This window comes from Streptosporangium sp. NPDC000509 (assembly GCF_042898365.1).
Lineage (GTDB): Bacteria > Actinomycetota > Actinomycetes > Streptosporangiales > Streptosporangiaceae > Streptosporangium.
Window position 1 is genome coordinate 26,959 of record NZ_JBIAYX010000021.1, and the last position, 23,309, is coordinate 50,267.

Here is a 23,309-nt window from a genome sequence, read left to right on the forward strand (position 1 = left end):
CCAAGTTTCGCACCCGGGCACGCGGACACCCGCCCGCCAAGGAGGCCGTATCCACTCTTCCGGCCATCGTTTACCCCCCGATGACGAACACCTGACCGACGAGACGCGACCTCGCCGACCGGCTCGGGAATCCTGCCACCCGGTGGCCGAAAGACCTCCACATCGAGGACCTGTGGCCCCTGCCCGGACAGCCCTGCCGGCGGTGAGATGGAGATCCGGGAACCCGGCGGGCAGCGGCGAGCCACCCTCGATCCGTGCGGGGCCGCCACACCCACGAAGGACCCGCGTCCAGGAGGAGGTCGCCGATGTACGCCACGGTCAAAGACGTCATGACCACGAAGGTGATGTCGGTCAGGGGCGACGCCCCGTTCAAGGACGTCGCCGAGGCGCTCATCACCCACACGGTGAGCGCGCTCCCCGTCGTCGACGACGAAGGGCACGTCATCGGCATCGTCTCCGAAGAGGATCTCCTCCACAAGGAAGGCTTCAAGGAGCGCTACTACCGCGAGGACTACCATCCGCCGCTACGCGTCCGGCTGCTCCACCGCCTGGGCCAGAAGGGCGGCGACGGCCGCGTCAAAGCCCGCGGCGACACCGCCGCCGACCTGATGACCGCCCCCGCGATCACGGTCCAGCAGCACGCCTCCGTCGTGTCCGCCATACGCCTCATGATCGAACACGGCGTCAAAAGACTGCCGGTAGTGGATGCCGACGGATCGCTCCAGGGCATCGTCAGCCGCCACGACCTGCTCAAGGTCTTCGTCCGCGGTGACGCCGACATCGCCCGCGAGGTGGAGGAGAACATTCTCGGACACTCCCTGTGGGCCGCCCCCAACACCGCCACCGCCACCGTCGCACACGGCGTCGTCACCCTGAGCGGCCACATGCACCGACGTGAGGACGCCCAACTCGCGGTACGGATAACCCAGCGGGTGAACGGAGTCGTCGACGTGATCGACAACCTGGAGTGGGACGTCGACGACGTCCCAGCCCGGACAAGACACCGAAGGTAAAAAATTCACCTCTCCCCGGGTCCTTCAGCCCCTCGACCGTGATCCAGACGGCTTCGAAGACCCGAGGCCTTTCACCCCATCGGCCCCGCCGAATGCCCGAAGAGACCTCAAAGGTCACCGGAGGTGTCGAAACCCGACAGAGCGGGCTCACTCCGCGGCGGACTCTCCCAGCCCGCGGGAACGACCGCCACGGGGCAGAAGCCGTGCTGAAGAACCGACCTGGAAGTCGAGCCGAGCCTGCCGTGATCACGCACTCCGCCGACCACCACCAGACTCGCCTCCCTGGACACGTCCTCCAGCAGGTCCTTCGCGGACGTCGCGGCGAAACAGGCACGGACCGACACCCCGGGGTAGGCGATCCGCCATGGCCCCAGCCGCTCCAGCATGCCGTCCTCCGCCGCGTGCATCGCGACCCGCGTGTCGTGCACCAACGGCTGCAGGCGCCCGGCATGCACCGCCGTCAGCTCCAACCGCCTCAGGGCGGCCTCACGAAAAGCGAACTCGATCACCCCGTCAGGGGTGTCGCCGCTCATCCCCAGAGCCACGGCACCGCGCTCCCTCGGCACCGGGATCGGCCCGGGCCCGCGCACCACGATCACCGGACACCCCGCATGAGCCGCCACATACCCGGCGACCGACCCCAGAATGGTCCTGGCCAGGGTGCCCATGCCCCGAGAACCCACGACGATCATCGCCGCGCGCTCCGACAGCTCGACCAGCCGTTCGGCGGCCGCGCCCTCATACAGATCCGTCCTGACATCGGTCAGCGTGCTACACGCGCGAGCGCAGTCGGCCCCGTGATACAGCACATGCTCGGCGGCGTTACGCAGATGAAGCCTGGCATCCTCATCGGCCTCCCCGTACGGCCACCGCCACGTGTGAGCCACCTTCAGCGGCAACCCCCCGAGCTCGGCCTCGTCCATCGCCCACTCCAGGGCCTGCATGGAGAAGTCGGAACCGTCATAGCCGACGACAACCTCACGAATATCGCTCATCGCGCTCTCCCCTCCCTCTCCATGCTCGCCAGGGCATACGCAGAAGAGCAGGGCGGAAGGTCCCACCACGATGGGACCTTCCGCCCTGCTCACCTCACGGGACCCACCCGCGAAACCCAGGCGACGAACCCTGATCCTCCCCCCGCCCTCACCCGGCGGGCGACGAGGCGGCCCCCGAGGAAACCCTGGGGACCTTTGTCCCTACCCGGCGAACGACGGAGCCACGAAGAATGAGACAAGCCAGCGGCACACGCGAGAATCCGCCGGATCTCGGGCCCGGCCACCGGGATCAGAGCATCGGCCCCTGAACGCACCGAGGGCGGTCACCATGACAGCACCCATCGTCGTCGGCGTCGACGGCTCGACGCCCTCGCTACAGGCCCTGACCTGGGCAACGCGGGAGGCGACCCTGAGAAAGGCGCCGTTGCGCGTCGTCCACGCCGCCCTGCGCTGGGCCTACGACGTCCCGCTCGTCCCCCAGCCCGGCCACTGGGGCCCCGCCGAGGAAGCCGCCTGCGAGGAACTCCTTCACCGGGCAGCCGAACAGGTCCGCTCCCACGACCCCGCGCCGAAGGTCACCACCGAGATCCTCGACGGAAACGCCGCGGAGGCGATCGCCGCCGTGGCCGAGAGCGCACAGCTGGTCGTCGTCGGCCATCGGGGCCTGGGCGGATTCGCCGGCCTGCTACTGGGCTCGGTCAGCCACGACCTGGCAGCCCGATCCCCGTGCCCGGTAGTGATCGTCAATCAGCCGCACACCACCCAGGGCAGCGAGATCGTCGTCGGCGTCACCGGACGTCCCGACCAGGAGCCCGTCCTGGAGTTCGCCTTCGGCGAGGCGGCCCTGCACCGGCGCCCACTGCGAGCGCTCCACGCCTGGACCCACCCGGCCAGCAGAGCACCCGGCGACATGCAGCCACTCGTCTACGATGTCGAAGAGGTCGGTGACGAGGAGGCCCGCCTGCTGGCCGAGTCGCTCGGCGGCCGGCGGGAGAGGTTCCCCGACGTGCCCCTCATCGAGCAGGTCGTGCACAAGCATCCGGCCAAGGCGCTCATCGACGCCTCCGAGACCGCTGAACTGGTCGTCGTGGGCGCCCGCGGCCGGGCGATGTTCCTCAGCTCGACCGTACGCGCCCTGCTCCACCACGCTCGGGCGTCCGTCGCCGTCCATCACCCCGCGCACGACCATCGGAGTTGAGCCCTCCCGGCACAGACACCGTGGCGCCAGCTGCCAGGCCGGGAGAAAGGCACGTGTGGCGACATTGGGCACCTTATGAGCGAACGACGGCCCGCCTTCCCGTAGCGCACGCCGGACCTGACACGCCCTTGTTGTTCAATGCTGCCTTTAGTCCTTTTGTCCTGTTTGTCTGTTTTGAACTAGTCAGCACCTTTACAAAGTAGATCAGTAATGTCTTTCACATCCCCGTCGAACCTTTCGAGCACGCGCCACCACCACCGGACCGGCGGCACAGCGCATGCCCACCGTCATGCCCACCGCGTCCGGCGATGATCCCGATGGTGCGCCGGCCTACAGCAGGGGCGGGAGGACGAGCAGGTCGTCGTCACCGTGCTCAAGCCGTGAGGTGACGTCGACGACGCCTTCGAGCCGGCGGATCGCCTCGACGAGCTGGACGACCTGTGAGCGGCGTTCGACCTTGCCGTCGAGCGTCACCACACCGTTCTCGACACCGATCACCACCTCCGAAGCGGTGGTGTTCAGGTCGCGGGCGACGGCTTCGGCCTCGGCGCGCAGTTCGGCCTCGGCGCGGTCGAAGACGCGCAACAGGTTCGCCCGGTGCAGGATGCCGGCGAGGCGGCCGGTCACCGGGTCGATCACCGGAAGCTGCTGGATCCTCTTGTCGTGCATGAGTCGCGCCGCCTCCCTGACGGGCATGCCCGGCGTAACGGTGATCGCGGGCGAGGTCATCAGGTCCTTGGCCACGACCGCCGCGGCCTTCTCGTGCTCGCGCCGGCGAGCGGCGCTCTCGAAGATGGAGATGCTGTGGCGCACCGCGTCACTCTCCTTGAGCAGCAGATCGTCCTGCGAGACCACCCCGACCGGACGGCGCTCCACGTCCACGACCGTCACCGCGCCCACGGCGAAGCGTCGCATCACGGCCACGATGTCGGCGAAACCCGCGTCCTGCCGCACGGCGATGGCGGTGCGGCCCATCACGTCACTCACGGTGATCGACATTTTCTTCCCCAATTCCTGCGAGTCCTCACGGATGTTCCCGGCCTCCGGGCGCCGCCCGGAGTGGACGACCCCCACATCGCGACGCGCGTGGTGTCCTCCGTCCTCTCCCCCATCAGACCTCCCTCCGGGCGGTCCGCTCCAGGGCCACAGGTCCCGATCTCACCGCGTGAGGGCAGAGTCTTTCGTCCCGGATCCGGCACGCGTCATCGATCAATGTCCCGTCGACGTCCCGTCGGCGCCCGGCCCGAGGGCAGATCGTCGGTGATGAAGGGGACTTTCGCCCCTAACGTCGCCGGAGAGCGACCGGGCAGCCTTAGGGGCATGAAGCTCGACTCGGCAGGTCTGCAGATCCTCTCGCGCCAGGAGTGCGTCACGCTCCTGGCGTCGGCCTCGATCGGGCGCATCGTGTTCACCGACCGGGCCCTGCCCGCGGTGCAACCGGTCAACTTCGTGCTCGACGGCGAGAACATCGTGATCCGCACGGGTTTCGGGTCCAAGCTCGCCGCCGCGGCCAGCGACGCGATCGTCGCCTTCGAGGCCGACGAGTTCGACCTCACCGCCCGCACCGGCTGGTCGGTCACCGCCGTGGGCCCCGCACGCGCCGTACGCGAACCGAACGAGATCAAGCGCCTGTCCGCACTCCCCCTGCGCACCTGGGCGCCCGCCAACCGTGACCACTACATCGTGGTACGCGCCGAACAGATCACCGGCCGCCGCCTCTCGTCCAGGCATGACGAGCGGGAGACCTGACAGCCCGTTTCCGGCACGCCCACGGGCCGCGTCCGGTGGCAGCCGGCCAGGGACCTCCGGCCCTGCATACGGTTCCCCGACGGGGGTGAGATGGGGATGAGAAGAGCCGGGCAGATGACCACACTCATCCGCAGGAAGTGGAAGAGACCGTTCCCGGAGAACTCCGCCCGGCTCGAAGGTCCGCCCGGCGGACCTTCGAGCCGGGCGAGTGGGCCCGCATCATCACGGGTGGAGAACATGCCATGCGCACCAAGGTAGAGAACGTCATGACCAGGAACGTGGCGCTGGTCACCGCCGACACCCCGTTCAAGGACATCGCCGAGACGCTCATCGCGTGCGCGGTGAGCGCCGTCCCCGTCGTGGACGGGGACGGCCGTGTCATCGGCGTCGTCTCCGAGGCGGACCTGCTCGCCAAGGAGGAGTTCCGGGAACAGTATTACCGCGAGGGCTACCAGCCGCCGCTGCGCGCCCGGCTGCGGCACCGGCTGAACCAGGAGGTCCGCGCCCCGAAGGCCAGGGCGCGAGGCGACGTCGCCGCCGAACTGATGTCCTCCCCCGCGATCACCGTCACCGGAAAGACGCCGACGGTCGGCGCCGCCAGGCTCATGGAGGCGCACGGCATCAAGCGGCTCCCCGTCGTCGACCAGGATGGCCGCCTGGTGGGCATCGTCAGCCGCCGCGACCTGATCAGGATTTTCGTCCGGCCCGACTCCGACATCGCCGACGAGGTGCGCGAGGAGGTCCTCGGCCGCTCCCTGCGCATGGAGACCGCGCAGGTCAACGTCCGGGTCGACCACGGTGTCGTCACCCTGACGGGCACCATGGAACGTCGCAGCGAAGCCGAGATAGCGGCCCGGGTGATCGGCCGCGTCAACGGCGTCGTCGACGTGGTGAACGAGGTGCGCTGGATCCAGGACGACGACACCTGGAGCGGAGGCTGAACCGGCCACTCCCCACCCCTCACGCGTCCGGGCCGGGATCCTTCCGAGCGGCGAGCGATCCTGGAAGAAGAACGCGATCCGATCGCCGGAAAGCGCGACGCCACGCGATTCGGCTTCGCGATCCCACGACCGCGCGGCAGCGAAACAAGAACGTAACGCGCGATGACTCACCGTTAATCACACCGTCCTTAGGACGCTCAATAAAGAACCGTTCTCCCGCCCGCCCGAAAACCCGCTATCGACACCGACGAAGACCTTTATTTCGACAGACAGCAATCTCTTACCATCGTGGCACCGAATGGTTCTGTGATCTTGCTGACGGTGACACCTTGCTGGTGGAAAAGGTGACGACACTCATCGCCACGGCATCGAGAGTCGATTGATATTCGACTCTCGCGCCCCCCGCTCATTTATTTCTCCCACTGCCGGATGACGAGACAGTCGACCGTGCCTACGATAACGATCGTCACCGACACAGCCCGCTCCGGCGGGCAGGAATGGGAGTGCAGATGGCGACGAACGAACCACTCCACCTCGATCTGGAGGCGCTCGACGTGATGACGGTCGAGCTCCCCGGCGAGGATCTCGTGAAGGCCCTGGGCATGGGTCTCGGTAACACCGAAGTGGGCGCCTCGGGTCTCACCGGGCGCACGAGCTGGCTCATCTAGGTTCCCCGCACATGGTCTCGACGCGTCGTGGCCTGCCGGGACGCGTCGAGATCGACGCGGCTCATCGCACGGTGGACGCGACCGTGGTCGCCAGAATCGCCGCGCTGCCGGTGGCGGCACTCGCGGAGCTGAGGTGCACGGCCACCTGGCGGAGCGTCCAGGAAATCCTGGCGATTCGTCGCCGGCTGGCCGACGAGGGCCGGCGGCTCGCGGACGAGCTGGAGCCGGTGATCGGAGCGGTCGGACCAGGTCCGCGGCGGCCGGCGCTGGTGGCGTTGCGCCGGGCGCTGTACAACGCGAGACGCCCGGCGGGCCGCGCCTGGCCGGTGGAGGTCGGTTCCGGCCTCGCTCCGCGCGTCGCGGACTGGATCGCGGACCTCGACCGGCACGACGCGCTCGTCCGGCGGCTGCCGGAGGAGCTCGATCAGGAGCGCCGGGACACCTACGAGGTGCTGCGCCGATGGGTCGGCACCGACGCCTTCGGCCATGGCGTGCTCCAGGCGGGACCGGCGATATCCGCCGCGCTGCACCGGTGGCTGGCCGCGCCGCCCGGCACCGCCCCGCCGCGCCAGGTCGCGCTCCGCCTCACCCGCTACCTGGCCCGCGTCGTGGCGAAGACGAGCCCGCACGCGACCTTCATGATGGCGGCTCTCGGACGGTGGAGCGACGACGGCGAGCCGGTCCGCTGGGACGGGCCGTGGGCGTGGCGCAGCGCGGTCGAGCCGAACGTCCCCCTGCTGCTGCGGCTGCTCACCGACCTGGCCCGCGCCGACGACGGCCTCGCGGACCTCTTCGAGATCAGGCCCAACCCGAGCCTCGACGAGGACGACGGCCGCCTGTGGTACGTGACCGGCCAGGAGGACGCCTACAACGGCATCGCCGCCTCCGAACCGCTCCGGCGGCTGCTGCGCCCGCCGTACGGCGATCTCCGTACCGGGGCCGGTGGCGCGCTCGGCCGGCTGCTCGACCTGGGAGCGCTGGAACTCCATCCCCCGGTCGCCGACCAGGCCGCGGCGCACCTCGCCGACCTGACCGATCGGCTCGGCACGCATCCCGCGGGCAAGGCGCTCGCCGCCGCGCAGGAGGCGCTCGCCCGTTACCCGGAGGCGGCCCGCGTGTCGGAACGCGAGGCGCTGCGACGGAAGGTGCGCTCGGCGTTCATCCGGCTGGCCGAAGACGACGCCGATCGCCTGCCGGACCGCAACCTCTTCCACGAGAACGCGGTGCTCACCACGCCCGGACCTCGGCTGGGCCTGACCGCCTGGCGTCCCGCCCTGGGCGACCTGCACACGATCACCGACTTCGCCGCGGTCTTCGATCGGGACGGCGTCGCCCGGCTGCTCGCCGCCGACCTGTTCGCGCGGTGGTTCGGCGTCGGCGCGCGGGTGCCGTTCGGCCGGTTCCACCGAACGCTCGCCGAGCGAACCCGTCGGGCCGCACCCGGCACCCTCGCCGGTGAGCTGCACGCGCTCATGTATCCGTGGCAGGAGCGGCCCCCGGAAGGCCTGACGCCCGCCGTGCCCCGGCTCGACGAGCTTCGAGACGCCCGCGCGGCGGCGCTGGCCGCGGTGCGCGGGCTGCTGCCGCAGACACCGGACCCGCTCACCGTCGATCCGGCGGTGCTGGCCGGTCTTACCGCCGGCCGTCCCGCGTTCGTCCGTCCCGTGGGGTCGCTGTCGTGCTTCGTGCAGACGATCGGCCCGCCGGAGGAGACGCCGGTTCGGCTGGTGCTCAACGGGCTCGGCCCGGGGCACGGCGCGATGCGCAGCCGCGTGCACCGCCTGCTGCGGGTCGCCGGGGTTCCCGCCGGTGAGAACCGCCCGCTCGGGACGGAACGCGGCGTGCCGGTGGAGATCACCGGGCTGTTCGGCAGCAACGTCAACCTGCGTTCCACGGTGGCGGCCCAGGAGATCGGCTATCCGGGTGTGGTCCCGAGCGGCCCGGCCGTGTTCGACCTGCGTGACCTCGCCGTCCGGCACGAGCCCGGCGCCGGCGGTCTCGTTCTGGCGCGCGCCGGGCACGACACCCCGCTCCTGCCGGTGTACACCGGGATGGTCGCGCCCATGCTGCTGCCGCGTACGGCACGCCTCCTGCTCCAGCTCTTCGGCGACATGCCCAGCCCGGTGATGGGGCTGGAGTCGATCTTCTCCCGGCCGCCGGAGTCGGTGCCGGCCCGCGTCGAGCGTACGGCCCGGGTGTCGGTCGGCCGGGTCACCGTGGCCCGTGCCGCCTGGTACGTCCCGGTGCGCGAGATCCCGCGCCGAGGCAGGGGTGACTCCGCCGCGGCGCATCTGCTCGCGCTCGCGGCCTGGTTCGCCGAGCACGCCCTGCCGGAACGTTGTTTCGTCTCCTCGGCCGATCCCGGCGCGCCGGTCCGCGACAGGCTGCGCCTGGGGCGGCTCGCCAAGCCGACCTATCTCGATCTGGCCGATCCGGCGCTGGTCGCGCTGTTCGACCGAGGGCTGGACGCGAGCGGATCGATGGTCGTCTTTCGTGAGCCGCTCCCGGACCTCGATACGGCGGCCGACCTCGGAGGCGGCGGCGACCACCCCGATCACCGCCGCCATGTGAGCGAGTACGTGGTCGAGGTGGGCCATGCCTGACCGCTGGATCTCCCTGCACGCCTTCCACCGGACCGACACCGACCTGCTGCTCCGCACGGCCGTCGACGGGCTGGTGCGGGAGCTGGACGAACGGCTCGACCGGTTCTTCTTCCTGCGGTACTGGGAGGGCGGCCCGCATCTGCGGCTCCGCCTGCTGCCGCGCGTCCCCGGCGACGCGACGACGATCGAGAAACACGCCACAGCCGTGCTGCGAGAGCACCTCGCGGCGCATCCGACGACGGCTCCGTGGGACCGCGAGGGCTACACGCTGCTCGCCCGGGAGTTCGCCGGGCGGGAGGGCATGGACACCTACGACAAGCGACTGCGGCCCGACGACCACGTGGAGGCCGTCGCCTACCGGCCCGAGTACGCGACGTTCGGCGGGCCGGAGGCGATCACCGCCGTCGAGCGGCACTTCACCGACTCCAGCCGGATCGCGCTCGCGATCCTGCGCGGCGAGCACGACCACCGCCGGCGGCTGGGCCACGCCCTCGCCTCGATGATGCTCACCCTCATCGCCTGGGAACCCGACCCCCGCCGCCTGGGCCTCCTGCTGGCCGGAGAGCGTGACCGATGGGATCCGGCACCGGCCCGTGCCCGGCAGGTGGAGATCTTCACCAAGCAGCGCGAAGCCCTCACCGAACAGGCGGAGAGGTGCCGGCTCATCGCCGCCCGCGCCGTCTCCTCCCGGAACCACGTCACGGCCGGCCGCTCCGCCGGCGGGCCGTCTTCCGGCGGCGTCCCCGACACCGGCGACGCGTACGGCTCGCCCGGCGCCTGGTGGCGCTCGGTCGACACCCTGCACCGGCGCCTTGTCGCGCTCCAGCGGGCCGGGCGCTTCTCCCCGGTCCGCGCCCGCACGGCGTTCCGTACTTCCGGCGCCGTCGACGCCCCGGCGGACGCGGACCGCCACGACGTCCTGAGCGTGCTGGACCGATGCGTCCACCTGTTCTGCAACCGTCTCGGCCTGTCGATCGCCGAAGAGGCGCACCTGCGCTACCTGACCGCAGTCACCCTGGAGGGGTTTGCACGATGCGAGGAAACCTCATGAGCGACCTCCCCTGGCACGGCATCCAGATCCGCTACTACGACCAGGACAAGGACGCGCTGATCCTGGACTGCGTCCGCCCGCTGTTCCAGCGCCTGGACGGCCTCATCCGGCAGCCCTACCTCGTCCGCCACTGGCGCCGGGGACCGCACCTGCGGCTCAACTTCCGCGCGACCCCGCGAGACTGGGAACGCGAGATCCTCCCCGTCGCGACCGAGGCGATCACCGGTTATCTGCGTGAGCATCCCTCCACCACCCGCCTCGACGAGCACGAGCATCTCGCCGCCCACCGCCTGCTCGCCGTACGGGAGCACGAGACCGGGCCGCTGCTGCCGTGGTATCCGGACAACTCCCTGCAGACCGAGCCGTACGACGACCGGTTGCGCGTCTTCGGCGGCCGGTCGCTGGCGGACCTGATCGACGTGTCCGCCGCGGAGAGCACCCGGCTCGTCTTCGGCACGCTGGACCGGGTCCGCCGGGGTGAGCTCGCGCTGTTCGCGGTCGCCATCGACCTCATGGTCGCCGTGGCGCACGTGAGCGTCCCTCCGGTCAGCCGCGGTTACATGTCGTACCGCTCGCACGTCGCGGCGGCCACCTCGTGCTGTGAGGACCGGGACGCGGTCATGGCCGCGTTCGAGGCCAGGTACCGCGAGAACGCCGGGCAGATGCGCGCGACGGTGGTCGACGTGGTCGCGTCGATCGACGCGGGCGACCCGGCGCCGCATGTACGCGACTGGATCGCCTTCACCCAGCGCCACAAGGAGATCGCCCTGCCGCTGCTGGCCCGTAAGGAGATCGATCTGGACGCCTCCGAGCAGCCGGTGCTCCAGCGCCACCGGGTCGACTATTTCGACGTGCTCATGTCCACCGACCGGCACCGCACCGAGATCCTCGAGTCGGACTGGTTCCTCGCCCACCGCCTCGTGGTCAACATGCTCTACGCCCACCTGGCCCGGCTCGGCGTCACCCCGATCCAGCGGCACCTGTTCTGCCATCTGATCGCTTCTGCGGTGGAGGAGGAGTACGGCGTCTCCCCGCTGGAGAAGGCCCGCGAGTACCTGCTCAGCGGCTGAGCCACCGTCCGCCGGACAGGACCGGGCACGGCGTCGCTTGACAGGCCGCCTCCGGTGAACGCTAATCTTTATATATGAATAGTTCTTCAGATGAGCGATTTGTGGCGATAGATGGGTGTACAGCCCGGATCGTGGACGCGCCGCGGGTGGCGGTGGTGCGTGAGCGGATGCCCGCCGCGCAGGATCTGACCGACACCGCCGAGGTGTTCGGACTGCTGTCCGATCCCGGCCGCCTGCGGTTGCTGCTCGCTCTGCTGGAGGGCGAGATGTGCGTGTGCGATCTGGCGGCGGTGAGCGGCCAGAGCGAGTCGGCGGTCTCCCACGCGTTGCGGCTGCTGCGGGCGCACCGCGTCGTGACGGCTCGCCGGGCCGGCCGGATGGCCTTCTACCGGCTGGAGGACGCGCACGTGCGGATGCTGCTCGACCTCGCGCTCGCCCACACCGAGCACACCCAGGCCATCCACCCCGAACGTGACGGAACCCGCTGATGGGCACCGGGCACGGCCACGGGCACGCGGCGGGCCGGCACCGATGGCGGCTCGCGGTCTCCTTCGCCCTGATCGGCTCCTTCTTCGTGGTCGAGCTGGTCTACGGGCTGCTGTCGGGCTCGCTGGCACTGCTGTCGGACGCCGGGCACATGGCCGCCGACGTGGTGACCCTGGGCGCCGCCCTCGTGGCCACCCGCATCGCCACCCGTCCCGACACCACGGGGCGCCGTAGCTACGGCTCCTACCGCGCGGAGGTGTTCGCCTCCCTGCTGGCCGTGCTGCTGATGCTCGGCGTGGCGGTGTACGTGGTGGCCGAGGCGGTGGACCGCATCGGCACCACCGCCGAGGTCTCCTTCGGCCCGATGCTCATCGTGGGAGCCATCGGCCTGGTGATCAACGTGATCGTGTTGCTGCTGCTGCGCGCGGGCGCGGCCGAGAGCCTGAACGTCAAGGGCGCCTACTACGAGGTGGTGGCCGACACCGCCGGGTCGGTCGGTGTCATCGTCGCCGGATGGCTGGTCGCGACGACCGGCCAGCCGGTCTGGGACACGCTGATCGCACTCGCCATCGGTGTCTTCGTCGCGGTGCGCGCCACCTCGCTCGGGCGGCAGGTGTTCGCGGTCCTTGGCCAGCACGTACCGGCCGGGATGGACGCCTCCGCCGTCGCCAGGGACCTGGAGTCCGTCGAGGGCGTGCGCGACGTCCACGACCTGCACCTGTGGACGTTGACCTCCGGCATGAACGTCGCCACCGCCCACCTGGTCACCTCCGACGGCGCCGACAGCCACGCCGTCCTGGACCAGGCCCGCGACCTGCTGCTCAGGCGCCACAACGTGGCCCACGCAACCTTGCAGGTCGAACCGGCCGACCACCTGGGCTGCGACGAGCTGGGCTGGTGACAACCTCACCGTCGCCGCGCTCACCCGGCGACGGTGTCGGCACGGTGGAGGACGTCCGGACCACCCCGGGCCGGCACGAGAAGGCCCGCTCCCCGTACGGGGGGGGCGAGCCTTGGGTGATCCGGGGGTGGTGTTCGGAGGACGGATGTGTCCGGGGGACGGTTATCGAAGGACGGGGTAGCGACGCACCAGGGGGGTGGCGGCCCACCAGGTGCCCAGGCCCCAGGTGGTGCCGGCGCCGCTCAGGGCCAGGCCGGTCAGCACGACGGCGTAGACGAGGTGGTCGTCCATGAAGGGGTTGGTCTGCAGAGGGAGTTCGGCGGCCCACATCAGGACCATCATCAGGCCGCCCGCCACGGCGGCGACGCGCAGGCCCGCGCCCAGCAGGAGGGCGGCACCGACGCCCAGCAGGCCGAGCATGAACAGCCAGTCCACCCACGCCTGTCCGGCCAGGCCGCCGAACACCCCGCCCAGGGCGTTCTCGCCGGTGCCCTTGAGGAAGCCGGTGGTGGGGCTGCCGCCGTTGATCCAGGCGCGCTCGGCGGGGGTGGCGAACCCCCAGCCGAAGGTCTTGTCCAGGAACGCCCACAGGAAGATCCAGCCCAGGCTGATCCGGGCGATCGCCCAGACGTAGTCGACCGGACGCCTGGCGGCCGGCGCGGGGACGGTGTCCATGACCGGCCCGGTGTGAACGTCGTGCCTGTGAGTGGTGGCCATGACGGCTCCCCTTTTCGTGGTGTCGCGTGATGTTCGGCGGTCTTCGTGACGTACTCATCACACCGTTTCCCCGAGCCCGGCCACAGTGCCGTACGGACCGCGTCACGCTCTCGAACGTCCCCTCGGCGCGGGACCTTCGGCCCTGTCACACCGCGCACGACGGGAACGGGGAGTCTCACCGTCGGGAAGAGGACGGCACGCCTGCGAACGCCGGCGAAGCCGCCGACGTTCACGGATCGGCGACGGCGGCGACACGCACCGCCTTCGGCCATACCGCTCTCCGACCGCTGCCGCTCGAAGGGGGCACCGGTCGCGGGAGGGGCCGGTCAGGAGGAGCCGGGAGAGGCCGGAGCGGGGGTGACGACCAGGGGGCAGCCGGCGTGGTGCAGCAGCGAGTGGCTCACCGACCCCAGCAACAGGCCGGTCAGCTCGCCGCGACCACGTGAGCCGACGACCAGCAGGCCGGAACGGGCCGAGACCTCGGCCAGGACGCGCACCGGGTGACCGTCTTCGAGCTGCTCGGTGACCTTGACGTCGGGATAACGCTCGCTCCAGCCGGCGAGGGCCTCGGCCAGCAGACGACGTTCGACCTCGGCGGTATCCTCCGCGAAGGGACCGCCCCCGACGACCGGACGGCTCCAGGCGTGCACCGCCCGCAGGCCGACGCCGCGCAGGGACGCCTCGAAGAAGGCGAAGCCCAGGGCGCCCGTGCCCGCCTTCGAACCGTCGACACCGACGACCACCTCCCCGGCGGGCCAGGCGGACGGAGCGCGGATGACGGCCACCGGGCAGGCGGCCCGCCCGACGACCCCCAGCGCGACCGAACCGAGCAGCATCCCCGCGAAACCACCCAGCCCGTGGTTGCCGACCACCAGTAGCTCCGCGTCCGCGGCGGCCTCGATCAGGATGGCGCGCGGGTCGCCGCCCAGCAGCCGCGGCTCCGCCACGACGCGTGGATCCTCCTGCCGGACGCGTTCCACCGCCGCGTCCAGCATGGACGTGGCCCCTTCGCGCATCCAGCGGCCCACATCGGCGTAACGGTCTTTTTCCGAGATCTCCAAGGGCCAGGCGGGCATGGCGTGCACGACGCTCAGCGTGCCACCGCGCGCTGCGGCCTCCCGCGCCGCCCATCCCGCGGCCGCGAGCGCGGCCGGCGAACCGTCGACTCCTACTACGATCATGACGTCCTCCCCCTCCCCATGGTGCCCAAGGCGCCGTCACACCGGCGGGCGACCGGCCCGCGACGGCGGTAAAGATCCCTTGGCCGAGGAGCCTCCGTCACCGTGTCCGAGGCCCCGGTGCCGTCCCGCCGTCAGGTGAGGGGGACGTGCCAGGTCAGCCGGGTCCCCTCCCGCGGGGAGGAGTCGACCTCGAAGGAGCCGCCGAGCGCCGTGGCGCGTTCCTGCATGTTGCGCAGGCCGCTGCGTTTGCCCTCGCCGGGCAGGCCGACGCCGTTGTCGGTGACGGTGAGGGTGAGCCGGTCGTCGGCCGCCTCGGCGAAGACGTCGGCCTTGGAAGCCTTGGCGTGGCGCACGATGTTGGACAGCGCCTCGCGCAGGACGGCCAGCAGGTGCTCGGCGACCGGGGCGGGCACCTTGTGGTCGAGCTGTCCTTCCATCCGCAGGCCGGGCATGAAGCCCAGGTGCCCGCGCGCGCCCTCGACCAGTTCCACGATCCGCGCGCGCAGGCTGGGCTCGTCGGCATCGCGGGGAGTCTGCAGGGCGAAGATGGTCGAGCGGATCTGCCGGATGGTCTCGTCCAGCTCGTTGATCCCGTGCTGGAGCCGCTCGGAGGCCTCCGGATGCTCGACGAGACGCACGATGCTCATCAGGGTCATCGCGATGGCGAAGAGCCGCTGGATGACGACGTCGTGCAGGTCCTTGGCGATCCGGTCGCGGTCTTCCAGCAGTCCCAGCCGCTCGGCGTCCTGACGGGCCTCGGCCAGTTCCAGCGCGACCGCCGCCTGCCCGGCGAAGGAGTGCAGTGCCCGCAGCTCGCTGCCGCTGAACGGGATGCGGCCCGGTCGCTTACCCAGCACCAGCACTCCCCGCACCACCCCGGCCACGCCCAGCGGCACCGCGGCGGCGGGGCCCACCGTCAGATCCCGGACGAGGGCCGCGGGCAGGTCCGCCTCGCCGAGATCGGCGACCATGACCGGCTCGCCGCCCAGCAGCGCCCTGCCGGGGAGCGAACCCGTGACGTCCACCCCGGCCCGGTCGAGCCTGCCGGCCTCCGGGCCGTCGGCGATCATCACGCGCAGGACCTCGCGGTCCGCGTCGGGAAGCATGATCATCGTGATGTCGGCGGCGGCCAGGTCCCGCGCCCGCCGCGCGATCAGCCCGAGCACCTCGCGCGGCTCCGCCCCCGACAGCAGACTGGTGGTCACCTCCGCCGACGCCTGCAACCACATCTCCCTGCGCCGCGTCTCCTCATACAGACGAGCGTTCTCGATCGCCACCCCCGCGGCGGTGGCCAACGCCGTCACGATCGCCTCGTCCTCCTCGTCGAACTCCCCCCCACCACGCTTCTCGGTCAGATAGAGATTGCCGAACACCTCCTCACGCACCCGCACCGGCACCCCCAGAAACGACCCCATCGGCGGATGACCGGGCGGGAAACCGTAGGAGGCGGGATGGTCGGAGATGTGGGCCAGCCGCAGGACCTGCGGCTCCTTGATCAGCAACCCGAGCAGGCCCAGCCCGTGCGGCCAGTGCTCGATCCGCGCGATCTCCTCCTCACTCAGCCCCACCGGGACGAACTGAACGAGTGTGTTCTGCTCGCCGGCCACCCCCAGCGCGCCGTAGGTGGCGTCGACGAGGGTGGTGGCGGTCTCCACGATCCTGCGCAGCACCGTCTCCAGATCCAGGTCGCTGCCCACCGCGACCACGGCCTCGAGCAGCGCGTGCACCCGGTCACGGGTCGCCAGCACCGCCTCCAGGCGCCCCTGCAGCTCTGACAGCAACTCGTCCAGCCGCATGTGCGGGATCAGGGAACGCGACTCCTTTTCCGTCATAGCGCGAAGTCTCGCATCCGGGCAACGCTCAAGACAGTCGGGCGCCGCTCTTCGGCCAGGACACCGCGGTCCCGACGAAGATCACCATGGGTTGTCCTTGAGGTGGCCCTCGACGGTGTCCCGCCCCCACAGCCCGTCGGCGACGACGATCCGGTAACGGCGGGCCAGCGTGTCGCCGTCCGGCAGGACGAGTTCCTCGTGGAAGGCGAGAGAGGGGGCGACCGCGGGGAAGGGCTGGTTGCGCACGAACCAGTGGGTGGGCGCGTCGGCGTTGTCCGGGTGCTGCTCGAAGATCAGGGTGGAGGCGGCGTCGACCTCGTCGTGCGGCGAGCCGTAGGCGAGCCAGCCCGCTCTGCGTCCCATGACCTCCTCGCCTTCGAGGTCCCCCTCGGCCAGGATGCCTCCCCAGGTCATGTCGCGGGGCCCTCGCCAGAACAGGCCGGTGTATCCGGCGTTGGGCCGGCCCGCCGTGGTGGGGCTGCCGATCCTGAGCTCCTGCCCGCGCACGTTGGTCAGCTCGGTGCCGAACTCCAGGATCCATGATCGGTTCGCGAGGTCGACGCCGTGGACGCGCACGGTGCGCAGCTCGGTGATCCACCGCTCACCGCGCGCGGTCAGCCAGGTGACCCGCTCGGTGAACGTCAGTTCCCGGCCGTCGCACTCCAGGGCGTCGAATCCCTCGTGGCGCAGGGTCCCGACGTTGTCGCGCTGGACGTAGCCGTGTCCGGGGCCGCCCTCGAAGGTGGGGCCGCCCCAGAAGTTCTGCCCGGACAGGTGGGAGAGGGTCATGGCCAGACCCTTGTGCCAGCGGTGATCGTGCGGCCGGTGCCCCGAGACGACCTGACCGCCCAGGGTACGCAGCGGATGGAAGTAGGGCGCCGGACACTCCGAGGGCGCGGCGTCGGAGCCGAAGGTGTAGCCGAGCAGTTCGACGCCGTGCCCGGTCAGGGTGAAGGCGGTGTCGTCCGGACGGGTCAGTGCCAGAGCGGATTCGGTCGAGGTCACGATCGGTTTCCTCCTGTGGTGGCCGTCGGCGCCCAGCCGTCGACGTCGCCGTGCAGCCGGTGGTAGAAGGGGTCGCCGGGGGTCAGGTCGGTGCGCGCCACCGTTGTCCCGGTGAACGCCGAACGGTAGATCGCCGTCACGAGTTCAAGGGTGCGGCGCCCGTCGTGGCCGCTGGCCGGAGGCCGTTCTTCCCGGTCGTAGGCGTCGAGCAGCGCGGTCAGCTGCGCGGTGTGGGAGCTGCGCGTCTCAGAGCCGGGAGCCGACCAGCGCTCCTGGCGTGCCGCGCCGTCCGCGGCTCCGGTCAGATGCGGCGCCGCGGTGTAGGTCCAGTCGTCGTTGCCGTAGCCGTACAGGTGCCTGAGCTCGACGGTCGCCTCGACGAGGTCGACGCGCACGTAGCTCTCCTCCCGCGGCGACAGCACACTGTTGACGATCGTCGCCAGGGCCCCGCTGTCGAAGCGCACACTCGCCACCGACACGTCCTCGGTCTGCACGTCGCGGTCCAGGCGCCCCGCCATGGCGGTGACCTGCGACCAGTCGCCGAGCAACGTCAGCAACAGGTCCATCTGGTGGATGCCGTGGCCCATGGTCGGGCCGCCGCCCTCGGTGTCCCAGCGCCCGCGCCAGGGCACCTCGAAGTAGGAGTGCGGCCGGTACCAGGTGGTGCTGCAGTGCGCGACGAGGGGACGGCCCAGCTCGCCGGAGGCGATCAGCCTCGCGGCGTGCAGGCCCGCCGCGCCGAACCGGTGCTGGAAGACGACGCTGGCGTAGGCGCCGCCGGCCTGCTCGGCCGCGGTGATCGTGTCGTACTCGGCCAGCGACAGGCACGGGGGTTTCTCCAGCCACACCCACGCCCCGGCGAGCAGGCACTGCTCGGCCTGCCGGGCGTGAAGCCCAGGCGGGGTGCACAGGTGCACCAGGTCGGGCCGGGCGACCTCCAGCATCTCGGCCAGGTCGGTGTGGACGCCGGGAATGGAGTTCTCGGCGCAGAAGGCCTTGACGCGTTCGGTGTCGACGTCGCAGGCCGCGACGATCCGCACCCGGTCGCCTTGGGCTTTCAGCGCGGGCAGGTGACAGACCGTCGCGATTCCGCCGGTGCCGACGATCGCGACCCGTACGGGTGTTCTCTTCGTCATCGAATGTGAGACTCCTTTGGGTTTGACGGCGGCCACCTGACGGTGGAGGCGACCTCTCGACGCTCGGCGCTCAGGCCGTGAATCTCTCCCTCACCTCGGCGATCATCGTGCGGCCGTTCAGCAGGAGCAGCGAGGCCAGCACCGAGGCGAGCAGCACCGCCGCCACCTCGGAGGCGATCAGCGTGACGGTCGCCGCCAGGACCAGCAGGCAGGCGTTGCCCAGCGACGCCCGGGGGGAACGGGTGAGAAAGTACGCGGCCAGGCGGGCGACGTCTCGCGCGCGGAACGCGAAAAGAGAGGTGATCACCAGCGCGTTCGCGATCCAGAGGGTCGCCGCCACGGCGATGACGACCGACGACACCGCCCACCATCCCCCGACGCCGGCGACGGCGAGGTTCGATCCGATGACGGCCATCCACAGCAGCCAGGGGACCCAGAGTTTCACGACCCCTCGGAGGTTGACCCGGTAGCCACGCCAGAACGCCGCCCCGGGACGGAGATCGGTGAGATCCAGGCGGCGGTGGTGCAGCGCGTACAGCGCGGCCGAGAGGGCGGGACCGGCCGGGATCAGGCAGAGCGCCGCCAGCGGGATGTTGCCGGCGTCGCGGCTGAGCAGCACCAGCCCGGCCAGGCCGGGCACGGCCGTGAGCAGGAAGAGCGACTCGACCACCGCGAGGGTGTAGACGAGCGCGCAGGCGCGCGCCAGGGGCCCTTCGCCGAACCGGATTCCGGCCGTCGTGTCGCTCATCGAACATCTCCAGTGTGGAAACCCTCGTCCTGGTGGGCGGCCGGCGGTGCGGCGGGAGTTCCCGCGGGGGTAGCCCTTCTCCTTCCGGCAGGGGTGGCTGTCAACCGTGCTGCTTCTTGTATCGCTCGTAGGCGCCATTCACCATGTCGACGAAGGCGCGCATGTTGTTCGCCTCGAGTTCCTTGACGTAGGCGTCCCACTCGCTCAGATCGCGTTTGCCGAGGATGAACCGGAGCGTGTTCTGGGTGACGTGGTCCTTCAGCGGCGTCTGCCACAGCGTCACCTGCTCGCGCTCCTCGTCGGTGAGCGGGTGCGGGGGCGGCACCGGCAGGGTCTTCCTCGCGTTCATCTCCTTCTGGAACGCGATCTCCTCCTCGGAGAAGGTCGACTGCAGGAGCTCGGTGGACCCGCCGTAGGCGAAGACGCCGTTGGAGAAGCCGAAGTCCTTCTGCAGGTGCTTGGGCGCCTTGGGGTTGAGCCCGACGAAGTCGACGTCGGGGGTGAGCTTGTACTTCCCCGACGCGTCCTTGGTGTAGGTGACCCCCTCGACGCCCCACTTGGCGAACGCCTGCCCCTCGTCGGAGTACCACAGCCAGTCGATGAACTGCATCATGGCGACGAAGTTCTTGCTGTCGCGGGCCTTCTTGGAGATCATGACGCCGTTCTCCAGGCGGGTGTTGCCCGCGCCGTACTTGATGGGTCCGAGCGGGCCGACGGGCACGGGGATCTTCACGAGCCTCGCCTTCGGGTTCGCCTTCTTCAGCGGCGGCCGGTACTCGTTGACCAGGGTCTGCGCGTTCGAACTGATCACGAAGGACTTGCCGGAGACCAGTTTCTGGATCGCCTGGTCGTCGGACTGCGTGAAGCTCTCCGGGTCGAGCAGCTTCTCCTCCACCAGCGTGTGCAGATACTCCAGCATCTGCCGGTACTGATCCATCGCGCCGGTGAAGGCGAACTTCTGCAGGGCGGGGTCCCATTTCACCCCTTCCCCGTAGCCCCAGCCGCCGGGAGCGCCGTAGGAGGTGCCGATGACGTTCAGCAGGCTGGCGCCGGGCGTGAGGGTCCCCCAGCGGTCGGACAGGGGGTAGGAGTCGGGATACTTCTCCTTCATCGCCTTCAGCACGGTGCGAAACTCCTCCCAGGTCCCCGGGATCTCCAGCCCGAGTTCCTCCAGGATGTCCGCGCGCATCGCCAGGGAGTACTCCACCCAGGGCTCCTGGTGGAGACCGGGCAGGAGATAGAAGCGGCCGTCTGACTGCCGCAGCGTGTCCAGGTCAGGCTGCAGGTTCCACTTGGCGACCTTCTCCTTGAAGTTCGGCATCAGGTCCAGGTAGTCGCTCACCGGCAGAATGGCGCCGGAGGCGACGAAGGGGGTCTCCTGGCTGGGATACGTCTTGGGGATGATGAGCGGGGCGTCACCCGCGCCGATCACCAGGCTGCGCTTGTTCTCGTAGTCGCTGAGCGGTACCACACTCGGCTGGAACGTCACGTTGGTCCGCTTGCCGAGCTCCGACCAGAACAGCCAGTCGTTCTTGATCGGGTAGATCGGGTGGTTGTTGTACAGGACGGTGAACGAGAGCGGGGCGGTGGCCTTGAACCCGGTGCCGGCGCCGTAGCCGGGCATCGCGCCCTCCCGGTTCGCCGAGAGGTCGTCGGCCTGCTTCTTGGAGTCGTCACTGCCGCAGCCCACGAGTACGGCGAAGGCGCCCATCGCGACCATCGCCTGACGCCGGTTCATCTGGTACATGGAGCCCCTTTTTCTCGGATTCGGAAACGGGTTGAGTGCGGGCGGCGGGGCTACCCCTTGACCGCGCCGAGCGTGACACCGGTGACGAAGTAGCGCTGGACGAAGGGGTAGACCCCCAGGATGGGCAGGATGGTGAGCACCATCGTCACCGCCTTGATGTTGGCGGCCACCGTCATGTTCGTCGCGTCGGCGCCTACCGACGACGCGCCGGTGGCTCCGGCGATCAGGTTGCGCAGGAAGACGGTCACCGGGAAGAGGTCGGACTGGCTCATGTAGAGGAAGGCGGCGAACCACGAGTTCCAGAAGGCGACGGCGTAGAAGAGCACCATCGTGGCGATCACCGCCTTCGACAGCGGCAGCACGATGCGCAGCAGGATGCCGTAGGTGCTCATGCCGTCGATCGCGGCGGCCTCCTCCAGCTCGACCGGCAGCGCCTCGAAGAACGCCTTCATGATCAGAAGATTGAAGACGCTGATGGCGTTCGGCAGGACGATGGCCCAGATGCTGTCCTTCATCCCGAGACTGGTGATCAGGACGTAGTTGGGGATGATGCCGCCGGAGAAGAACATGGTGAAGACGGCGATCCCGATCAGGAACCTGCGCCCCTTGAGATGCTTCTTGGACAGGACGTAGGCGTAACAGGTGGTCATGAACATCGCGATCATCGTGGCCACGACCGTGTACACCACGGTGTTGCGGTAGTTCGTCCAGAACGTCGGATCAGAGATCAGGTACTCGTACGTCGTGAGGGTGAACCCGCGAGGGATGAGGTTGACCTGACCCGAGCGGATGGCGGCCTCGTCGCTCAGCGAACGGGCGACGACGTTGACGAAGGGATACAGGGTCACGATCACGACGGCGGCCAGGACGACGGCGTTGACCGCCTGGAACACCCGGTAGCCCCTGGAGGCGTCCACGGTCACCACAGGCTCGTCCCCACCGTGCGCCGGGAGATGAGATTCGCCGACAGGACCAGGATCAGCCCGATCAGGGCCTCGAACAGGCCGATCGCCGTGGCGTAGCTGAAGTTGTTGGAAACAACGCCCATGCGGTACAGGTACGTGGAGATCACGTCCGCGGTCGGGTACGTCAGCGGGTTGTAGAGCAGCAGGACCTTCTCGAACCCGACCGCCATGAACGCGCCGATATTCAAGATCAGCAAGGTGACCGCGGTCGGCCGGATGCCGGGGAGGGTCACGTGCCAGGTCTGACGCCACCGGCCCGCGCCGTCGATCCTCGCCGCCTCGTACAACTGGTCGTCGATGGTGGTGAGCGCGGCGAGATAGAGGATCGTCCCCCACCCGACGGTCTGCCACATCTCCGAGGAGACGTAGATCGTCCGAAACCACTCCGGCTGCTGCAGGAACGAGATGGGATCGTCGCCCGCCGCGCGCAGGATCTGGTTCACCGGCCCGTCGACCGAGAGCAGCTCTATGACGAGACCGGCCACGACCACGATCGACAGGAAGTGCGGCAGGTAGGAGATCGACTGGACGAACCGCTTGAGGCGCCGCTGCCGCACCTCGTTGATCAGCAGGGCGAGCACGATCGGCATCGGGAAGCAGAACAGCAGGGTCAGGGCGCCGAGCACCAGTGTGTTGGTGAACACCTGCCAGAACGTCGGGTCGTTCAGGAACATCCGCACGTAGCGCAGGCCCGCCCACTCCTCGCCCAGCACGCTGCCACCGGGTTCGAACTTCCGGAAGGCGATCACGTTGCCGATCATCGGCAGATACCGGAATATCGCGAAGAACAGCAGTGGGAGGATCGCCAGCGAGTACAGCTGCCAGTCGTGACGCAACGCCTGCCGCCAGGTGCGGCCCGAAGTGCGCTTCCGGCGGACCGGGCCGGGACTCGCCTCGCGCGGATCCTGATTGTCGGGCGAGGCGTCGATCGTCCTGGTCGCGCTCATTCGCGGGCCCCCGGCCTCATCCGGCGTCCTGGACGGCTCGGCCCGGCCGGCAGGAGAGGTCTGCGCTCCCCAGGGCCCCCTTCACCGGACGAACCCACTCGACGCGGAATCCAGGTCGTGGAGTTCCCTTTCTCGCATGCCATCCTTTCGGCCTGCGACGGCGTCACCTGACGCTGTCGGACAGAAGCATCGGAGATCCGGAGACTGAAACTTTCAAGATTTTTTATTAATATTGCGGAAATATAAGCGCCTTACAAAGGCTCGTCAAGGGATCAGTCAGATGACTCTGTCACCTGTGAAGGTCACGCACGCCTCACCTGCAGCTCAGACATGAGTGATTCGACGCCGTCGCGTCC

The 23,309-nt window shown here is 69.7% G+C and carries 21 protein-coding genes; 10 read left to right on the forward strand and 11 right to left on the reverse strand.

What is annotated here, in order from left to right:
* The first annotated feature begins 305 nt into the window (after positions 1 to 305).
* Complete coding sequence (locus ACFY3D_RS32130) at positions 306 to 1,013, forward strand: CBS domain-containing protein (protein ID WP_389986442.1); 708 nt, start codon at positions 306 to 308, stop codon at positions 1,011 to 1,013.
* A gap of 107 nt (positions 1,014 to 1,120) precedes the next feature.
* Here ACFY3D_RS32130 and ACFY3D_RS32135 read toward each other — a convergent pair whose 3' ends face one another.
* Positions 1,121 to 2,008 carry a universal stress protein gene (locus ACFY3D_RS32135; protein ID WP_389986445.1) on the reverse strand — a complete coding sequence of 296 codons (888 nt, stop codon included), beginning with the start codon at positions 2,006 to 2,008 and terminating at the stop codon, positions 1,121 to 1,123.
* Between the two features lie 328 nt (positions 2,009 to 2,336).
* Between ACFY3D_RS32135 and ACFY3D_RS32140 the strand changes: the two genes are divergently transcribed.
* A complete protein-coding gene (locus ACFY3D_RS32140) occupies positions 2,337 to 3,206 on the forward strand; it encodes a universal stress protein (protein ID WP_389986449.1) in 870 nt (289 codons plus the stop codon).
* Between the two features lie 330 nt (positions 3,207 to 3,536).
* Here ACFY3D_RS32140 and ACFY3D_RS32145 read toward each other — a convergent pair whose 3' ends face one another.
* A complete protein-coding gene (locus ACFY3D_RS32145) occupies positions 3,537 to 4,205 on the reverse strand; it encodes a CBS domain-containing protein (RefSeq protein ID WP_389986452.1) in 669 nt (222 codons plus the stop codon).
* A gap of 321 nt (positions 4,206 to 4,526) precedes the next feature.
* On the opposite strand from ACFY3D_RS32145, the gene ACFY3D_RS32150 reads away from it, so the two are divergent.
* From ACFY3D_RS32150 to ACFY3D_RS32185, 8 genes are all read left to right on the forward strand, one after another.
* On the forward strand, positions 4,527 to 4,955 hold the full coding sequence (locus ACFY3D_RS32150; RefSeq protein ID WP_389986455.1) for a pyridoxamine 5'-phosphate oxidase family protein: 429 nt from the start codon (positions 4,527 to 4,529) through the stop codon (positions 4,953 to 4,955).
* A 242-nt stretch (positions 4,956 to 5,197) separates the two neighbouring features.
* The gene (locus ACFY3D_RS32155; protein WP_389986458.1) at positions 5,198 to 5,896 is read left to right on the forward strand and encodes a CBS domain-containing protein; all 699 of its coding nucleotides are present in this window, start codon (positions 5,198 to 5,200) and stop codon (positions 5,894 to 5,896) included.
* Positions 5,897 to 6,405: 509 nt separating this feature from the next.
* Complete coding sequence (locus tag ACFY3D_RS32160) at positions 6,406 to 6,564, forward strand: hypothetical protein (RefSeq protein WP_350946147.1); 159 nt, start codon at positions 6,406 to 6,408, stop codon at positions 6,562 to 6,564.
* Between the two features lie 11 nt (positions 6,565 to 6,575).
* Positions 6,576 to 9,167 carry a lantibiotic dehydratase gene (locus ACFY3D_RS32165; protein ID WP_389986461.1) on the forward strand — a complete coding sequence of 864 codons (2,592 nt, stop codon included), beginning with the start codon at positions 6,576 to 6,578 and terminating at the stop codon, positions 9,165 to 9,167.
* Positions 9,160 to 10,218: a lantibiotic dehydratase C-terminal domain-containing protein gene (locus ACFY3D_RS32170; protein ID WP_389986464.1), complete on the forward strand. Its 1,059-nt coding sequence runs from the start codon at positions 9,160 to 9,162 to the stop codon at positions 10,216 to 10,218. The genes ACFY3D_RS32165 and ACFY3D_RS32170 overlap by 8 nt, the downstream gene beginning before the upstream one ends.
* Positions 10,215 to 11,288 (forward strand): thiopeptide maturation pyridine synthase, encoded by a 1,074-nt coding sequence (locus ACFY3D_RS32175; protein ID WP_389986467.1) that lies wholly within the window; start codon positions 10,215 to 10,217, stop codon positions 11,286 to 11,288. The genes ACFY3D_RS32170 and ACFY3D_RS32175 overlap by 4 nt, the downstream gene beginning before the upstream one ends.
* 131 nt (positions 11,289 to 11,419) lie before the next feature.
* Complete coding sequence (locus ACFY3D_RS32180; protein ID WP_350946151.1) at positions 11,420 to 11,776, forward strand: metalloregulator ArsR/SmtB family transcription factor; 357 nt, start codon at positions 11,420 to 11,422, stop codon at positions 11,774 to 11,776.
* The gene (locus ACFY3D_RS32185) at positions 11,776 to 12,675 is read left to right on the forward strand and encodes a cation diffusion facilitator family transporter (protein WP_389986470.1); all 900 of its coding nucleotides are present in this window, start codon (positions 11,776 to 11,778) and stop codon (positions 12,673 to 12,675) included. The genes ACFY3D_RS32180 and ACFY3D_RS32185 overlap by 1 nt, the downstream gene beginning before the upstream one ends.
* 162 nt (positions 12,676 to 12,837) lie before the next feature.
* Here the strand turns inward: ACFY3D_RS32185 and ACFY3D_RS32190 are convergent, their stop codons facing one another.
* From ACFY3D_RS32190 to ACFY3D_RS32230, 9 genes are all read right to left on the reverse strand, one after another.
* Positions 12,838 to 13,392 carry a hypothetical protein gene (locus ACFY3D_RS32190; protein ID WP_389778299.1) on the reverse strand — a complete coding sequence of 185 codons (555 nt, stop codon included), beginning with the start codon at positions 13,390 to 13,392 and terminating at the stop codon, positions 12,838 to 12,840.
* A 326-nt stretch (positions 13,393 to 13,718) separates the two neighbouring features.
* The gene (locus ACFY3D_RS32195; RefSeq protein WP_389986473.1) at positions 13,719 to 14,573 is read right to left on the reverse strand and encodes a universal stress protein; all 855 of its coding nucleotides are present in this window, start codon (positions 14,571 to 14,573) and stop codon (positions 13,719 to 13,721) included.
* Between the two features lie 131 nt (positions 14,574 to 14,704).
* On the reverse strand, positions 14,705 to 16,405 hold the full coding sequence (locus ACFY3D_RS32200) for a GAF domain-containing protein (RefSeq protein WP_389986476.1): 1,701 nt from the start codon (positions 16,403 to 16,405) through the stop codon (positions 14,705 to 14,707).
* Between the two features lie 81 nt (positions 16,406 to 16,486).
* Complete coding sequence (locus ACFY3D_RS32205; protein ID WP_362921408.1) at positions 16,487 to 17,410, reverse strand: PmoA family protein; 924 nt, start codon at positions 17,408 to 17,410, stop codon at positions 16,487 to 16,489.
* The gene (locus ACFY3D_RS32210; protein WP_389986480.1) at positions 17,407 to 18,546 is read right to left on the reverse strand and encodes a Gfo/Idh/MocA family protein; all 1,140 of its coding nucleotides are present in this window, start codon (positions 18,544 to 18,546) and stop codon (positions 17,407 to 17,409) included. Before ACFY3D_RS32210 ends, ACFY3D_RS32205 begins: the two co-directional genes overlap by 4 nt.
* Positions 18,547 to 18,616: 70 nt before the next feature.
* A complete protein-coding gene (locus tag ACFY3D_RS32215; RefSeq protein ID WP_389986483.1) occupies positions 18,617 to 19,294 on the reverse strand; it encodes a hypothetical protein in 678 nt (225 codons plus the stop codon).
* A gap of 100 nt (positions 19,295 to 19,394) precedes the next feature.
* Positions 19,395 to 21,041: an extracellular solute-binding protein gene (locus ACFY3D_RS32220; protein ID WP_389986486.1), complete on the reverse strand. Its 1,647-nt coding sequence runs from the start codon at positions 21,039 to 21,041 to the stop codon at positions 19,395 to 19,397.
* A gap of 50 nt (positions 21,042 to 21,091) precedes the next feature.
* A complete protein-coding gene (locus tag ACFY3D_RS32225; protein ID WP_389778291.1) occupies positions 21,092 to 21,967 on the reverse strand; it encodes a carbohydrate ABC transporter permease in 876 nt (291 codons plus the stop codon).
* Entirely contained in the window at positions 21,961 to 22,953 is a 993-nt protein-coding gene (locus ACFY3D_RS32230; protein WP_389986489.1) for an ABC transporter permease, read from the reverse strand. Before ACFY3D_RS32230 ends, ACFY3D_RS32225 begins: the two co-directional genes overlap by 7 nt.
* Positions 22,954 to 23,309: the final 356 nt, after the last annotated feature.

Bases quoted from the DNA above. Each gene is read 5' to 3' on its own strand.
- ACFY3D_RS32145 (WP_389986452.1), bottom strand. From the start codon at position 4,205: ATGTCGATCACCGTGAGTGACGTGATGGGCCGCACCGCCATCGCCGTG.
- ACFY3D_RS32230 (WP_389986489.1), bottom strand. From the start codon at position 22,953: ATGAGCGCGACCAGGACGATCGACGCCTCGCCCGACAATCAGGATCCG.
- ACFY3D_RS32185 (WP_389986470.1), top strand. From the start codon at position 11,776: ATGGGCACCGGGCACGGCCACGGGCACGCGGCGGGCCGGCACCGATGG.
- ACFY3D_RS32210 (WP_389986480.1), bottom strand. From the start codon at position 18,546: ATGACGAAGAGAACACCCGTACGGGTCGCGATCGTCGGCACCGGCGGA.
- ACFY3D_RS32165 (WP_389986461.1), top strand. From the start codon at position 6,576: ATGGTCTCGACGCGTCGTGGCCTGCCGGGACGCGTCGAGATCGACGCG.
- ACFY3D_RS32215 (WP_389986483.1), bottom strand. From the start codon at position 19,294: ATGAGCGACACGACGGCCGGAATCCGGTTCGGCGAAGGGCCCCTGGCG.
- ACFY3D_RS32140 (WP_389986449.1), top strand. From the start codon at position 2,337: ATGACAGCACCCATCGTCGTCGGCGTCGACGGCTCGACGCCCTCGCTA.
- ACFY3D_RS32160 (WP_350946147.1), top strand. From the start codon at position 6,406: ATGGCGACGAACGAACCACTCCACCTCGATCTGGAGGCGCTCGACGTG.
- ACFY3D_RS32220 (WP_389986486.1), bottom strand. From the start codon at position 21,041: ATGTACCAGATGAACCGGCGTCAGGCGATGGTCGCGATGGGCGCCTTC.
- ACFY3D_RS32155 (WP_389986458.1), top strand. From the start codon at position 5,198: ATGCGCACCAAGGTAGAGAACGTCATGACCAGGAACGTGGCGCTGGTC.
- ACFY3D_RS32200 (WP_389986476.1), bottom strand. From the start codon at position 16,405: ATGACGGAAAAGGAGTCGCGTTCCCTGATCCCGCACATGCGGCTGGAC.
- ACFY3D_RS32170 (WP_389986464.1), top strand. From the start codon at position 9,160: ATGCCTGACCGCTGGATCTCCCTGCACGCCTTCCACCGGACCGACACC.
- ACFY3D_RS32195 (WP_389986473.1), bottom strand. From the start codon at position 14,573: ATGATCGTAGTAGGAGTCGACGGTTCGCCGGCCGCGCTCGCGGCCGCG.
- ACFY3D_RS32130 (WP_389986442.1), top strand. From the start codon at position 306: ATGTACGCCACGGTCAAAGACGTCATGACCACGAAGGTGATGTCGGTC.
- ACFY3D_RS32175 (WP_389986467.1), top strand. From the start codon at position 10,215: ATGAGCGACCTCCCCTGGCACGGCATCCAGATCCGCTACTACGACCAG.
- ACFY3D_RS32150 (WP_389986455.1), top strand. From the start codon at position 4,527: ATGAAGCTCGACTCGGCAGGTCTGCAGATCCTCTCGCGCCAGGAGTGC.
- ACFY3D_RS32135 (WP_389986445.1), bottom strand. From the start codon at position 2,008: ATGAGCGATATTCGTGAGGTTGTCGTCGGCTATGACGGTTCCGACTTC.
- ACFY3D_RS32190 (WP_389778299.1), bottom strand. From the start codon at position 13,392: ATGGCCACCACTCACAGGCACGACGTTCACACCGGGCCGGTCATGGAC.